General features: G+C 33.3%; 10 protein-coding genes. 5 read left to right on the top strand and 5 right to left on the bottom strand.

Annotated elements, in window-relative coordinates; all coding sequences use genetic code 11:
* Positions 1-3 precede the first annotated feature (3 nt).
* The 5 genes from FQU23_RS04920 to FQU23_RS04900 all read right to left on the bottom strand — a co-directional run bounded on the left by FQU23_RS04920 (position 4) and on the right by FQU23_RS04900 (position 8,369).
* Positions 4-1,242, bottom strand: coding sequence for a glycoside hydrolase family 27 protein (locus tag FQU23_RS04920; protein ID WP_147672837.1), 1,239 nt, complete (start codon positions 1,240-1,242; stop codon positions 4-6).
* 86 nt (positions 1,243-1,328) lie between these two features.
* Positions 1,329-2,396 carry a hypothetical protein gene (locus FQU23_RS04915; protein ID WP_147672836.1) on the bottom strand — a complete coding sequence of 356 codons (1,068 nt, stop codon included), beginning with the start codon at positions 2,394-2,396 and terminating at the stop codon, positions 1,329-1,331.
* Positions 2,397-2,421: 25 nt separating this feature from the next.
* On the bottom strand, positions 2,422-3,984 hold the full coding sequence (locus tag FQU23_RS04910; RefSeq protein WP_147672835.1) for a RagB/SusD family nutrient uptake outer membrane protein: 1,563 nt from the start codon (positions 3,982-3,984) through the stop codon (positions 2,422-2,424).
* Positions 3,985-3,996: 12 nt separating this feature from the next.
* Complete coding sequence (locus FQU23_RS04905; protein ID WP_147672834.1) at positions 3,997-7,176, bottom strand: SusC/RagA family TonB-linked outer membrane protein; 3,180 nt, start codon at positions 7,174-7,176, stop codon at positions 3,997-3,999.
* A 314-nt stretch (positions 7,177-7,490) separates the two neighbouring features.
* Positions 7,491-8,369 (bottom strand): AraC family transcriptional regulator, encoded by an 879-nt coding sequence (locus FQU23_RS04900; protein WP_147672833.1) that lies wholly within the window; start codon positions 8,367-8,369, stop codon positions 7,491-7,493.
* A 255-nt stretch (positions 8,370-8,624) separates the two neighbouring features.
* Between FQU23_RS04900 and FQU23_RS04895 the strand changes: the two genes are divergently transcribed.
* The 5 genes from FQU23_RS04895 to FQU23_RS04875 are packed head-to-tail and all read left to right on the top strand — an operon-like array spanning position 8,625 to position 14,848.
* On the top strand, positions 8,625-9,800 hold the full coding sequence (locus FQU23_RS04895; RefSeq protein WP_147672832.1) for a glycoside hydrolase family 26 protein: 1,176 nt from the start codon (positions 8,625-8,627) through the stop codon (positions 9,798-9,800).
* Positions 9,801-9,803: 3 nt separating this feature from the next.
* Entirely contained in the window at positions 9,804-11,195 is a 1,392-nt protein-coding gene (locus tag FQU23_RS04890) for an MFS transporter (RefSeq protein ID WP_147672831.1), read from the top strand.
* Between the two features lie 29 nt (positions 11,196-11,224).
* Positions 11,225-12,421: a glycosidase gene (locus FQU23_RS04885; RefSeq protein WP_147672830.1), complete on the top strand. Its 1,197-nt coding sequence runs from the start codon at positions 11,225-11,227 to the stop codon at positions 12,419-12,421.
* Positions 12,422-12,429: 8 nt separating this feature from the next.
* Entirely contained in the window at positions 12,430-13,626 is a 1,197-nt protein-coding gene (locus tag FQU23_RS04880; RefSeq protein WP_209282313.1) for an AGE family epimerase/isomerase, read from the top strand.
* Positions 13,619-14,848, top strand: coding sequence for a glycoside hydrolase family 26 protein (locus FQU23_RS04875; protein ID WP_147672828.1), 1,230 nt, complete (start codon positions 13,619-13,621; stop codon positions 14,846-14,848). The genes FQU23_RS04880 and FQU23_RS04875 overlap by 8 nt, the downstream gene beginning before the upstream one ends.
* Positions 14,849-14,856: the final 8 nt, after the last annotated feature.

Below are 14,856 nucleotides of genomic sequence, written 5' to 3'. Positions count from 1 at the left end.
TTATTATTTAATTAATTTCAAAACAATTACATCATGAGAAGCAATATTGGCAACAAAATTCTTTTTGGTAGTACCCGCTTCTTTATTTTTCCACAGATCTTTAATTTTAAATGTTGTTTTATTAAAGTCAGCTTCAAAGCCAAAATCAACATCTTTAATTAGATTTTTTTTCCAATCGTAATTGATTGTTTTAGTTTGGTCTGTTCTATTCAAAAATGTAATTGCCCAATTTTCATCTGATAAGGGTTTTACCCAAACTTCCAATCCATCTTCCGCCGAAAGTTTAAATCCTTGAATCCCTAATTTATCTTGATTAATTGAGATTAGTTCTTTATTGGTTAAAATAGCCAAAGTTTCATTTGACATTTTTCGAAAATCATTTCCAGCAATTAAAGGAGAAGCCATCATAGACCATAGTGTAAAATGAGATTTATCTTCAGTATTACTCATTCCATTACCTACTTCCAACATGTCAAAGTCATTCCAATGATCGGGTCCAGAAAACTTACGAATATCTTTGCGCATTTCTATAATTTTCATAAATCCCCAAGAGGACCAGTTTCCCTCTTCATGATGATATTCACAATCAAAACAAGGGTAAATGTCTCCCGAAATTCTCCATAAATTCCCTATAGGTTTTCCCCATTCCCATGGCTTGTTATCTCCCCACTCACAAAGACTAAAAGCAATAGGTCTTCCAGCAGTTTTCAAAGCATTACTCATTGTAGCATAAGCTTCAGGGGCATTAATCCCCGCAGTATTACACCAATCATATTTTAAGTAATCAATTTTCAAACTAGCATAAAATCGGGCGTCTTGGTATTCGTATCCTCTAGTTCCTGGATATCCAGCACAGGTTTGTACTCCAGCACAATTATAGAGTCCAAATTTCAATCCTTTAGCATGAACATAATCAATTAATGACTTCATTCCACTTGGAAATTTAACTGGATCAGGAACTAGATTACCGTTAACATCACGTTCCTTTGCCATCCAACCGTCATCTAGAACAATATAATTATATCCAGCTGCCGCCATACCAGAGGACACCATAATATCAGCTGTTTCTTTTACCAATTTTTCATCAATATTGGTTTCAAATGTATTCCAAGAATTCCACCCCATTGGAGGAGTCATGGCTAAACCTTCAAATTTTCCAAAGCCCTGAGTGTACGTGTTTCCTTGACTAAATACAGTTAATGACAGCAATGCCATCAAAACTAAGTAATTATACTTTTTCATATATTTTTCATTTATTTTTAAAAAAATATTCCCTAACTTTTCAATTAGGGAATATCTCAACCAAACTTACCAAAAAACCATTTTTATTATTTTAATGCATAGCCTACATTGTCTATATAGAATGTATTTTCAGCACCATCATTTCCAACTTTTGTGAAATTTTGAAATGATATATTTTGAACCGCAGCAGGGTTTCCTAACTTATCCCAAGTAATAACATAAGTAGTCCATTCAGTGGTAACATCTAACATGTTTCTTTCTGACCAATCTCCATTAAAAATGAATTTAAGCTGACCTGGTTTTTGAGCTTTAATAGAAATTCGGATTCCTCTATAGTCAGCTATTTGCTCATCCCAATCCCAATTTCCTTGCATATTATCATAAGCAGCCATCGTCTTTTTAATCACTACATTTCCTTGTTGGGCATTAGGAACTGTTTCATAACTATGGTTATTCCATGATTCAATTGTCCACGGACTGTAGAATATATCATCAAAAATAGCAGTACCAACAGCATAAGTAGAAGTTGTAGTTCCTGAAATAGTTCTTACTGTTAATAATTTCTTATCTGCTCCAGCAGGTACTTTAATTTGAATTTCATTTAATGTACCACCAGCTAATACTTCGGCATCAATATCACCAAATTTAACTATTGGATCCAAGAAAAACTCTCCTTTGATAGTCATTATGTCACCCGCAACTGCGTTGATAGGGTTGAAAGAACTAAATATAGGTGCAGGAGGACCTACTACAAATGAATAGGTAGCAGATTCTGAATCTGAAACTAATTTTAAAAGATTAGACACATCTGTGTACGGAGTGTTTTTATTAATGGTTACAAACATGACGTTATCCGTAACCAATGTACGATTGAAAGATGATTCTAAATCATTAAAATATACATGTCTCACCTTACTTAGACCTGTACCTCTAATGATGTACATATTACTAGGGTATCCTACACTTGTAAGTGAATCATTGTTTTCTGGACTACTATTATTAGGAGAACCGTTTAATGCCTTACTAACACTTATGATACTCAAATTTGTCATTGAAGCATCATCATCGTTTTTTGTACAAGAACTCAAGGCTATAATAAACATTGAGGCAATAACGAAAAAACTCAATAATTTGAAATTTTTAAAATTTTTCATAATTTATAATTTTATTTTTAAAATTTTAGTTTGACTGATATGCCACGGCTGGTTTTCCTAAATTGGGATTATTTATCAACTCATCCGCTGGTTTTGGAAAATACAAATCTGCAGCTTTTGGTGTAACATTTAAAACAGTACCAAATTTGCCTCTGTCCTGAGCCGAAATTAAAGCTATTGCTTCATTGCTCGGCAAGCGTTGTAAGTCATACCAATATTGTCCTTCGAAAGCAAACTCCAATCTTCTTTCATTAAGTAATCCTAATTTTGTAATTGTAGTTACAGAAGGTAATCCAGCTCTATTTCTTACTTTGTTAAATGATGCTAATGCAACAGGATTAGTAGTCGAAGCAGCACCCGCAAGCAAAGCTTCTGCTTGAATCAATAAAACATCTGAATACCTCATTACATAAGTCGTTAATGAAGAACCATTACCATCCATCGCTCCAGTGGCACCAGTTTGTTTTCCAATAACATATTTTTTTATAAAAGCATTACTAGTATTGTAACCATCAGGGTATGAATCTTCAGTCATGGTAAAACCTTGTCCCGAATCTGAAAGCAATTCAGGGTAAGAATCACCAACTTTCATATAAGATGCTTTTCTTCTTACATCTGAAACCCCACTTGCTGTAAAAGCAGTTTGTAAATCTACTGAAGGAACATAAGTTGCACCATAATTTGTAAGTGTCAGGTTAGGAATTCCATATTGTATCGTGTTTGTATTACTGAAAAAATATCCTCTTGCTTCATGTTGCCATGCGAAGATAGTCTCTTCATTGTTATTGTACTTATAGGTAAATAGATCATTATAAGTAGTTCCTGGAACATCCGATGTTCCTAACAATTTAAACTCTCCACTATCTATAACTTCGGTTGCATATTTAGCGGCATCAGTATAATCTTTGTTTTGCAAACACGCTTTTGCTAAAAATGATTTAGCAGTACCACTTGATATTTTAATATTATTTGCATAGTTTGAGCCTCTCATTTTTACGGGCAAATTATTGGCTGCATATAAAAAATCTTTTTTGATTAAAGTGTAAACATCAGATTCAAAATTAGGATATAAAAATGGCTCAGAAGCTACTGCAAGATTATCCTCTATAATTGGAACTTCCTTAAAAATCCTAACTAAGTAAAAATAAGCAAGACCTCTCATAAAGTGTGCTTCTGCTATAGCAGTATTGATTGCTTGTGGGGAAACATTTGGACCAGCATTTTTAGCCAGATTATTAATAATATTATTAGATTGAGCAATCACACTATAACTAACATACCATGGAGTACTTATGGCTTCAGAAGCAGAAGTTAACTTAAATTCTGATAAGTCATTTCCATCAGCTCCACCAACAATATTTCCAGCACCCAAGTCACCAATACAAGCATTCCATTTGTTATCAAAATCCCACCAAATTCTACTATAGAAAGCAAGTGTAGTGTTTTGTACTTGTGCATCAGTGGCAAAGAAATTTTCTGAATTAAATGAATCTTCAGAAGGTCGTTCAATAAAGTCATCAGAACAAGATGATAGTACAACTACTAATGATAAAGCTAGTAATTTAAAATTATTTTTATATTTTTTCATAATATGTTTTTATTAAAATTCAACATTCAAACCAAAAGTAAAAGTTCTAGGTGAAGGATAACGTCCATTATCGATACCTGATAACCTAACATTTTGATTAAGAGAACCTACTTCAGGGTCGTATCCAGTGTATTTTGTAAAAGTGTAAAGATTTTGAATACCTGTGTATAATCTTAGCTTAGAAATTTGTATTTTTTTAATTAAAGCTGATGGAAATGAATATCCAAATGTTACGTTTTGTAATCTAATATAAGATCCATCCTCAACATAACGGCTAGATATATAAGTGTTAGGGTCGCTCTTGTCTAAATTTGTAGGTCTAGGTAATGAAGCATTTGTATTTGTTTCTGAATAAAAATCTCCAGCTTCCGCTAATTGATTTTTATATAATGAACCATTTAGAGTTCCATAACGTCTAGTTAAATTCATTATTTTATTTCCTTGAGTACCACTTACAAAAATCCCTAAATCAAGGTTTTTGAATTTAAAAGTATTATTCCAACTAAAAGTAAAATCAGGATTTGGATCACCTATTTGTGTTTTATCAGCGTCTGAAATAACTCCATCATCGTTAATATCTCTATAAATTACATCTCCAGCTTGGCTTGCAATATCAGAATTACCTAATCTTACTTTAGGTCCCGCAGCAGCAGCATCTGCTGTTCTGTATATTCCTAATGATTCAAAACCATAAAACTGACCAATAGCTCCGCCTACGAAAGTATTAGTGACTACTCTAGAGTCATTGTCTGTCAAATCTGCAGAGGCAGACAAAACAACATTATCTTTCATTTCTAACAACTTATTTTCATATTTAGAGAAAATAATTGTTGAATTCCAATTAAAACTATCATTAAATCTTTTAGAATAAGATAATGAAACATCTATTCCTTTGTTTTCCATACTTCCAAGATTTGCTATTGGAGAATTGATAGCTCCTCTATAACTTTGTCCAGGCCATCCAGTAATAATTCCTGGCAATGGTAAAGGAAACAAAAACCCTTTTGAAACTTTTTGATACACATCAACTGTACCTGACAATGCTGAATGGAACATTGTAAAATCGATACCAAGATTTTTTTGAACTGAAGTTTCCCAAGTTACATTAGGATTTGCAATATTGTCTGCCAAATAAGCGATACCGCCTACTACAGCCATATTTTGGATATTTGAGGTGTACTGTCCTCCTGAAGTTTCCTGACTACCCGTTTCTCCATAACCAAGTCTGAACTTGATATTATCAACATAATCCCTAGTGCCCTCCATAAAAGGTTCATTTGATAATTTCCAAGAAAGCGCCACAGATGGGAAAAATCCCCACTTATTTCCAGTGGCAAATTTTGAACTACCATCTGCTCTATATGAGGCACTAATTCCATATTTATTATCATAATCATATATTAAACGTGAAAAATAAGACAGTAAACTAGCGCTTCCTTGATAATTTGAAGCAGCTATTGTTTTTAAATCTCCATTATCAATAGAAGGTAAATCATTACTAGCTAATCCTGAAATAGAATACGAATTTCCTTTCCAGTGACCATCATTAGTCTCATGTCCCAATAAAAAATTAAAATTATTATTTTTATATGAATTTTTATAAGTTAATATGTTTTTTACGTTTATACTATACCAATCTTGCTTTCTCTCTAGATAATTAGAAATATCATTTCTTCTAGATCCCCATACATAAGTAGGTCTAAATTCTTCGCCTTCTGTAAATTCAGTACTAGCACTTAAATCTACGCGATATTCTAATCCTTTAAATAATTTGAATTCAGAAAAGAAGTTTCCAGAAAAGTTTTTTCTATTTAATGTGTTGGTATTAATTAACGCTTGAGCAATAGGGTTTATAAAATCACCTAAAGGATTTCCTCCAACAGGTGGTCCTGAATAACTACCATCCAAATTTCTAACAGCTACATCTGGAGCTGCAAACAAGGCTGTACTAATAATACCAGAAGTGTTACCGTTTAAAGTTAATTGATCATCCGATAGTCCAACCGCAATATTCGCCCCTACTTTTAACCAACTTTTTACAGTAGAATTAACATTGGTCTTAAAGTTATATCTTTTGTAAGCCGACCCAATTACTGTACCTTCTTGATCAACAAAACCTCCAGAAATATAATAATTTGAAGAATCATTACCGCCTGAATAGGATATTTGGTGGCTTTTCATGTGAGCAGTCCTAAAAACTTCATCTTGCCAATCAGTACCATTTCCTAATAAACTCGGATCTACAAATTCTGGTCTTAGTGCATTTCCAAAAACTTCAGCAAGAGCATTTTGTTGTGTAGCATATTGTTGTAAATTCATCGTAGGCAACAAATTTGTTACCTTTTGAATAGATAAAAATGAATCATATGAAAATTTACCTTCTCCTTTTTTACCTTTTTTGGTAGTAACAATTACAACTCCATTTGCAGCTCTTGAACCATAAATAGCAGTTGCAGAAGCATCTTTCAGGATATCAATAGATTCGATATCGTTTGGATTAATCAAAGACAAAGGACTAACAGTTACACTAGATGCATTTGCATTAGAGTAAGCAGCAGATATAGGTCGCCCACTAGTCGCTTGATTATTGGAATCCCCAGATATAGCGACACCATCAATAATATACAAAGGTTCATTTGATCCACCTAAAGAAGAGGCTCCACGAATTTTTACAGAAACACTACTACCAGGTTGTCCTGAATTATTAGTAACTACAACCCCAGCTGCTCTACCTTGTAGTAATTGATCTACACTCACTTGCGGAATATCGTCCAAATCCTCAGCCTTTATGCTTGATATTGATCCATTAACATCACCTCTTTTTAATGTCTGATACCCTATAACAACAACTTCATTTAAAGCTTGTGAATCGCTAACTAATATTACATTAATTCTTGACCTGCCTTTTACGTCAATTTTTTGAGTTTGATACCCAATAAAAGAGAATGTCAATGACGCTGTAGTCGGTACATCAATCTCATATTTCCCGTCCATATCTGTTGATACGGATTTAGTAGATCCAACAACGAAAATGTTCACACCAGGTAATGTTAGTCCATCATTATCAGAAACAACCCCTGAAATTTTTGTTTGTGCAGAAACAAACCCGCTAGCGAGCAATAAAATTAACACCAGTGGAACAATTCTGCCATTTGCTTTCCAATGATTTAAATTAATTAAAACTTTTTTCATAATAAATAGTTAGTTAGTTAAAAATGTTGCAAATCTCAGATTAGACGTTCTAAAATCAGATAATGTCAATTAAATGATAATTTACGTTTACAAATGTATAGGATATGCATACGTTGAATTAATAGTATAATATCAATTAATGATAATATTTTTACTTTAACACTAATAAAAACTATAAATCGATAATTATATATGGATTTATTTACACCATATATAATTTTAAAGACAAATAAATAGAATATATATAATTAATATATCAGAAGTAGGAGGGAATCCCATCAATTACGATGGTATAGAAAAAAGGGGAGTATGATTTACAATATTCGCTTCAACCCAGAGAAATCTTCTCTATACTGGCTCGGGGTGCGTTTTTTTATTGCTTTGAAGCTTCTGTTAAAATTAGCAATATTATTAAAACCAGATTTGAATGCGATTTCAGAGATACTCATGTCTTTCTCAACTAACCATCTTGCAGCGTATCCAATTCTGATATCATTAATATAATTGACAAAAGTTTTTCCTGTACGTTTTTTAATGAATCTATTAAAGGATATACTTGTCATACTGGCAACGTTAGAAACGTCTTCAAGTGTTATTTTTTCAGTAAAGTTTTTTTGCACATAATCGTATACTAACTTCATTTTGTCATAATCTTCAAAGGTATCATAATCAACAGTGTAGGTTGATAAAAGCCTCTGGTTTCTTGAATTTGCAAGATCAAACAATATAGATGTAATCTCTAGAAAATAATCCATTCCGTCTAATTTGGAAAGTTTAATTAATCTTGGAGTAAGTTCTTCTGCTATTTTTTTAGAAAATAATATGCCATGAATAGATCTATTAAACATTTCCTTTATAGGAGTCATAATTCTTCTAGATAACAAAGAGTCATGAAATAAATCATTGTGGAATTGAATTGTAATTTCACGAATTTTTTTGGTTGTACAGGTGTTTAATTCCCAACCATGATACAAATTAGACCCAATAAGAACCAGTTCTACACTGTCAATTTCTTCAATATTATCACCTACAACACGTTTTACTCCTTTACCATTTAGTATAAAGTTAATCTCAAATTCAGGATGATAATGCACTGGAAAATCAAAAGTATCCTTAACTCTATCAAATACTAAAAAGCTATCTAGAGGTGAAAGTGGTGGGATTTCTCTGTAAAATTTACTTAACTTACTCATGTCTTATTTTTTATTTGCAATAATATGATATAATATTGATAATATACTATTAATTATACCTGAACTTTCGAATTACCTTTGAATTATAAATTTACAAAATTCTCATTTAATGTTTTTAAAAATAACATAAAATGGATTTTTAATGTTTTTTATTTATAATATCGATACTTTTTGCAGAATTTTACCAACTATTAAATTTAACCAAAAGCATGTAATTAAGTAGTCTTAGCACGCAATATTTAATATTTTAAAACTATGAAAAATAAAATAAGAATACTTCTAATTGGACTTATAGTCGCAACCTTTTATCAGGCTGAGGCCCAAAAAACAAATACTAAATCATCTCTTTTAGATAAAAAAGCGACAAGAAAAACTACTATTCTTTACAAGAATCTACAAAAAAATATCAATAAAGGAATCCTCTTTGGGCATCAGGATGATTTGGCTTATGGAGTAAATTGGAGATATGAAGCAGGAAGAAGTGATGTCAAAGAAATCACAGGTGACTACCCTTCTGTTTATGGATGGGATCTAGGCGGTATAGAAAACAAATCTCCAATTAACACTGACGACGTTCCATTTGACAAAATGAGACAATATATAATAGATGGTCATGAAAGAGGAGGTGTAATAACCCTTAGCTGGCATTTTGACAATCCACTTACGGGAAATGACGCATGGGACACTACTCCAAAATCGCTGGCTTCAGCTTTACCAGGTGGAGAAAGTCATGAGAAATTCAAAGGTTGGTTGGATGAGGCTGCTAAATATATGTTAACCCTAAAAGATAAAAAAGGGAGATTAATTCCAATACTATATCGTCCTTATCACGAACTAACAGGAACCTGGTTTTGGTGGTGTAAAAATAATGCCAGCCCAGAAGAATTTAAAACTTTATGGAGGTTTACTATAGATTATTTTCAGCAAAAAGGATTACATAATTTGATATATGTCTATAATACGGCTGATTTCAATAGCAAAGAGGAATTTTTAGAGTATTACCCTGGTAGTGATTATGCTGATATTCTGAGTTTTGACAAGTACCAATACTCAGATCCTATTATTGATAATTCGTTTATTGAGAGTTGTCAGAAACAATTTAAAATCATGAATGAAGTAGCCAAAGAAGAAAATAAAATTATGGCATTTGCAGAGACTGGCTATGAAACGATTCCTTATGATAAATGGTGGACAAATACATTAATGAAAGCTATTGGGGACTATAAAATCTCTTATGTATTGGTTTGGAGGAATCACGGCTGGCAAGAAAAAGAAAACAAAATGCATTATTACGCTCCTTACAAAGGGCATAAAAGTGAAGCAGACTTCCTGAAGTTTTACAATCTTGATAATATTTTATTCGAAAAAGAAGCTGCAAAAGAATGCCTATATAATAGATATTTTATCAAACTTTTTAACATTAAACTCTAAAAAATGCACAACAAAATAAGTATAAAAGAAAAAGTTGGTTATGGCTTGGGAGATGCTGCCTCCTCCATGTTTTGGAAGATATTCAGTATGTATCTCATGTTTTTTTACACTGATGTTTTCGGTTTAGCGCCTGCTGTTGTTGGGACTATGTTTCTGATAACGAGAATATGGGATTCCTGTTTTGATCCCTTGGTAGGGATTATTGCTGACCGTACAAAGACTCGTTGGGGGAAATTCAGACCCTATCTTTTATGGACAGCAGTACCATTTGCTATTATTGGAATACTAACCTTTTACACACCAGATTTTGATGAAAAAGGAAAAATAATCTATGCCTATGTAACTTATTCATCAATGATGATGGTGTATTCTATTATCAACGTTCCGTATGCCTCATTGCTAGGTGTGATATCATCTGATAGAAAAGAGCGCACTACTCTTTCGTCCTATCGAATGGTCTTCGCTTTTGCAGGAAGTTTATTGGCTCTTTGGTTAATTGAACCATTGGTAAATCATTTTGGCGGAAACATGAATTCAAAAACAGGTTGGTTGTACACGATAATCGTTTTTGGAACTATCACAACCATCTTTTTCTGGGGTTGTTTTTTCCTAACTAAAGAAAGAGTTCAACCCATTTCTGATGAGAAAAATGATTTAAAGGAAGACCTTAATGATTTATGGAAAAACAAACCTTGGTGGATTCTTCTTGGAGCAGGAATCGGAGCCTTAGTATTCAACTCAATCCGTGATGGTGCAGCTGTTTATTACTTTAAATACTATGTCAGTAATACGGTAAGTTATAGCATTAATCTTTTTGGAGAATCTTTTGCCATGACACCAACTTCATTATACTTTGTTTTGGGGCAAGCAGCTAATATTATTGGAGTAATTGCCGCTACACCAATCGCAAATAAAATTGGTAAAAAAAACACCTTTTTTGGTGCTATGACTTTGGCAGCTATCTTAAGTGTTGTTTTTTATTTTTTTGGAAAAGAAGACCTATTCCTTATTATGTCCTTCCAAGTATTAATAAGCATTTGCGCTGGTTGTATTTTTCCACTAATATGGTCAATGTATGCTGATAGTGCTGATTATTCTGAATGGAAGCAAGGACGTAGAGCTACGGGATTAGTGTTCTCAGCTTCCTCCATGTCTCAAAAGTTTGGATGGACTATAGGTGGAGCAGCAACTGGATGGCTTCTTGCGTATTATGGCTTTCAGGCAAATATAGAGCAAACTGCAGTAACACAAAATGGAATTCAACTCATGTTGAGCATTTTCCCCGCAGCAGCAGCAGTGATCTCAGTCCTTTTTATATTATTCTACCCACTGACCGAAAAGAAATTACAACTCATCGGACAAGAACTTGATGAAAAAAGAAATTTAACTAATTAAATAATTACTTGATTTTAGAACTTTCGATTATGAATACAAAAACAATAAACACAGATTTTCAAAAAAGAAAAATTGAAATTAGAAATGAATTTCAACAATTGATCGAGCAAAAAAATGAGCCTCAATCAGCTGTTGGTAACGGAGTTTTCACACGCTATAAAAACCCTATTATTACAGGCAATCATGCTCCAATTGAATGGAGATATGATTTAAATGAGTTTACTAATCCTTACTTTATGGAACGAATTGGTGTCAATGCCACTCTAAATTCGGGAGCTATAAAATGGAATAACAAATATATTCTTGCTGTTCGTGTAGAGGGTTTTGATCGCAAATCATTCATTGCTATTGCTGAAAGTCCAAACGGTGTTGACAATTTTGAATTTTGGGAAAAACCCTGTGTAATTCCTCAAATTGAAGGAAACCCGGATACAAATATATACGATATGCGTTTAGTCAATCATGAAGATGGATGGATTTACGGAATTTTTTGCACAGAACGAAAAGATCCTAATGCTCCTAAAGGAGATACGAGCTCCGCTATTGCAAATGCAGGAATAGTGCGAACTAAAGATTTAGTTAATTGGGAACGTTTGCCTGATTTAATTTCAAATACTGGACAACAAAGAAATGTAGTTTTTCATCCAGAATTCGTAAACGGAAAATATGCAGTATATACCCGTCCACAAGATGGATTTATTGATATCGGAAATGGAGGAGGTGTTGGACTTGGTTATATCGATGATATGTCAAATCCAATTGTACAAGACGAAACTATAATCTACGGTAAGCAGTATCATACCGTTTACGAACTAAAAAATGGTCTAGGACCAGCTCCAATTAAAACGCCAAAAGGATGGTTGCACTTAGCACACGGTGTGAGAAACACGGCGGCAGGACTACGCTATACCTTGTATATGTTTATGACTGATCTAAATGATATTTCGAAAGTAACTCATAAACCAGCTGGACATTTTATGGCTCCAGAAGGAATAGAAAGAGTTGGAGATGTTTCGAATGTATTGTTTTCTAATGGTTGGATTGAAGATGAAGATGGAACTGTGTTTATCTATTATGCCTCTTCAGATACAAGAATGCATGTAGCTGTTTCATCAGTTGAGAAACTAGTTGATTATGTAATGAACACTCCCGAAGACAGTTTTACATCTGCAGGTTCAGTAAATACTATTATTGAACAAATAAATAAAAACAAAGCAATTTTATAAGCGTGTCTATGCAATTAAAACAATTACAAGCAGAGCTTACTACTGAGCTCGATGCTATTTTGGGATATTGGTCCAAATTTACTTTGGATAATAAAAACGATGGATTTATTGGTCAAATCGATTTTAATGAGATTATTAATGCTGAATCCGAAAAAGGATCTGTCCTTAATGCACGCATCCTTTGGACATATTCCTCAGCCTATAAACTGACTAAGAACGAAGAACATAAAAAAAATGCAACCAGAGCTTTTAACTATATTACAACGCATTTTTACGACACCAAATTTGGCGGAATATTTTGGAGTCTCCATCCCGATGGGACTCCAAAAGACACCAAGAACCAAATTTATGCAATTGCCTTTGTAATATATGGCATGTCTGAATATTATTCTATTTCTAAAGATGAAAAGGCACTTGAATTAGCCATTAATTTGTACAACAAAATTCAAAAGCATAGTTATGATTCGATAAACAAAGGATACTTGGAAGCTTTTACACGCGATTGGCAAAACATTGACGATTTACGTTTGAGTGATAAAGATGCAAACGAAAAGAAAACAATGAATACACATTTGCATATCGTAGAAGCCTATGCAAACTTGTACACTGTTTGGAAAGACAAAACCTTACTCAAAGACATTGTTGAATTACTCGAAGTTATAGATGTCCATTTTATAAACAAAGAAACTAGTCATTTAAAACTGTTTTTTGATGAAAACTGGAATGAAAATCCAGATGTTATTTCATATGGACATGATATCGAGGCAGCATGGCTATTACTACAATGTGCAGAGATTTCTGGAGACTCTACTTTAATTGAACGTTATGAAAAGCATGCCATACAACTTACAGATGCAACCTATGAAGGAATTGATGAAGACGGTGGGCTGTGGTATGAATTAGACCCTGGAAACAATGAACTAATTGCGGAGAAACACTGGTGGCCCCAGGCAGAATTGATGATTGGCTTTTTCAATGCGTATCAATTAACTAGTGACACAACTTATCTAGATACCGTTCTTAAAAATTGGGAATTCACAAAGAAATATATTCTTGATGCAAAAAATGGAGAATGGCATTGGGGAGTAAATGCGGATTATTCTTTAATAGAAAAAGACAAAGCTGGATTTTGGAAATGCCCATATCATAATGGTCGAGCTTGTATTGAAGTAATTAACCGTATTAACACTATAAAATATGAATAAATCCCCTTTTTGTTTAATAGTTATTTTTTTCGTTTTTCTGATTTCCAGTTGTTCGAATGATGATGCTATTGAAACACCGCCAACTACTGTACCTGTCCCTCAAGCGGATGCTTTAACTACAATCAATGTTAAAACATATATGGTAGATGCCAATGCAACTGCGGAAACCGTTGCTATGTTTTATAATTTAAAAAAACTGGCTAAAACCAAATTTGCCATTGGTCAGCAAGATGCTTTCAATGCATTTTACAACAATGGCTCTTCTTTACTATCTGACATTAAAAAAACGACGGGAAACGACCCTGCTCTTCTTGGCTCTGACTTTATGTTTATTACAGATAAAAACAATAATGGCCAAGCAAACAATTGGTTTTACCAACAAGAAAAAAAGATTACTGATGACACTAAACTGGCCTACAGCAAGGGAATGATAAATGTGTTTTGCTGGCATCTAAGAGAACCAAACAAAGAATATAGTTTTTATGCCAATGACATGACTCCTGAGGAAAAAGCGACAGCTTTCAGAAGTATTTTACCTGGAGGCTCTAATCACAATTGGTACATAGCAAAATTAGATAAAATAGCCTCTGTTGTTTCTAATCTAAAAGGAAGTAAGGGAGAATTAATCCCTATTATTTTTAGACCGTTTCACGAGTTTGACGGAAACTGGTTCTGGTGGGGAGCAAATTATTGTTCTCCTGAGGAGTATAAAACTGCTTTTCAATTCACAGTGGATTACCTAAAAAACACTAAAGGAGTTCATAATATTTTATATGCATTTTCACCTGATAATTCCTATTCGACTGCAGCAGCTTATTTAAGTCGCTACCCAGGTGATGCCTATGTTGATATTCTTGGAATGGATAACTACGGTGATTTTAACAATCAAGGTCAACTTGGTTCAGATCGTGCAAATATTAAACTTAAAGTGGTTTCTGAATTGGCTAAAACCAAAGTGAAAATTGCAGCTATGACTGAAACAGGTTATCAGGTTACTTCTACTAACGCTGCAATTTCAGGATGGTTCTCCACCTTTTTATACAATGCATTAACTGCAAATAGTACCGAAATTAGTTTTGTCATGTTCTGGAATAATACCTCAAACGGCTATTATGTTCCAACACCTGAGGTTTCAAATGCTGCAGATTTTAAAAGTTTTGCAACGAAACCAAAATCGGTATTGGTGAATTCTTTACCTCAAATGTATGTGTTGCCAAATTAACAATGTAA

The organism is Flavobacterium sp. XN-5, from assembly GCF_008033395.2.
GTDB classification, from domain to species: Bacteria; Bacteroidota; Bacteroidia; order Flavobacteriales; family Flavobacteriaceae; genus Flavobacterium; species Flavobacterium hiemivividum.
This window is presented reverse-complemented; position numbering and strand designations above follow the sequence as displayed.

What these genes read in the sequence shown, in the direction of transcription:
- FQU23_RS04920 (WP_147672837.1), bottom strand. Translation starts at nt 1,242, where the DNA reads ATGAAAAAGTATAATTACTTAGTTTTGATGGCATTGCTGTCATTAACT.
- FQU23_RS04915 (WP_147672836.1), bottom strand. Translation starts at nt 2,396, where the DNA reads ATGAAAAATTTTAAAAATTTCAAATTATTGAGTTTTTTCGTTATTGCC.
- FQU23_RS04910 (WP_147672835.1), bottom strand. Translation starts at nt 3,984, where the DNA reads ATGAAAAAATATAAAAATAATTTTAAATTACTAGCTTTATCATTAGTA.
- FQU23_RS04905 (WP_147672834.1), bottom strand. Translation starts at nt 7,176, where the DNA reads ATGAAAAAAGTTTTAATTAATTTAAATCATTGGAAAGCAAATGGCAGA.
- FQU23_RS04900 (WP_147672833.1), bottom strand. Translation starts at nt 8,369, where the DNA reads ATGAGTAAGTTAAGTAAATTTTACAGAGAAATCCCACCACTTTCACCT.
- FQU23_RS04895 (WP_147672832.1), top strand. Translation starts at nt 8,625, where the DNA reads ATGAAAAATAAAATAAGAATACTTCTAATTGGACTTATAGTCGCAACC.
- FQU23_RS04890 (WP_147672831.1), top strand. Translation starts at nt 9,804, where the DNA reads ATGCACAACAAAATAAGTATAAAAGAAAAAGTTGGTTATGGCTTGGGA.
- FQU23_RS04885 (WP_147672830.1), top strand. Translation starts at nt 11,225, where the DNA reads ATGAATACAAAAACAATAAACACAGATTTTCAAAAAAGAAAAATTGAA.
- FQU23_RS04880 (WP_209282313.1), top strand. Translation starts at nt 12,430, where the DNA reads ATGCAATTAAAACAATTACAAGCAGAGCTTACTACTGAGCTCGATGCT.
- FQU23_RS04875 (WP_147672828.1), top strand. Translation starts at nt 13,619, where the DNA reads ATGAATAAATCCCCTTTTTGTTTAATAGTTATTTTTTTCGTTTTTCTG.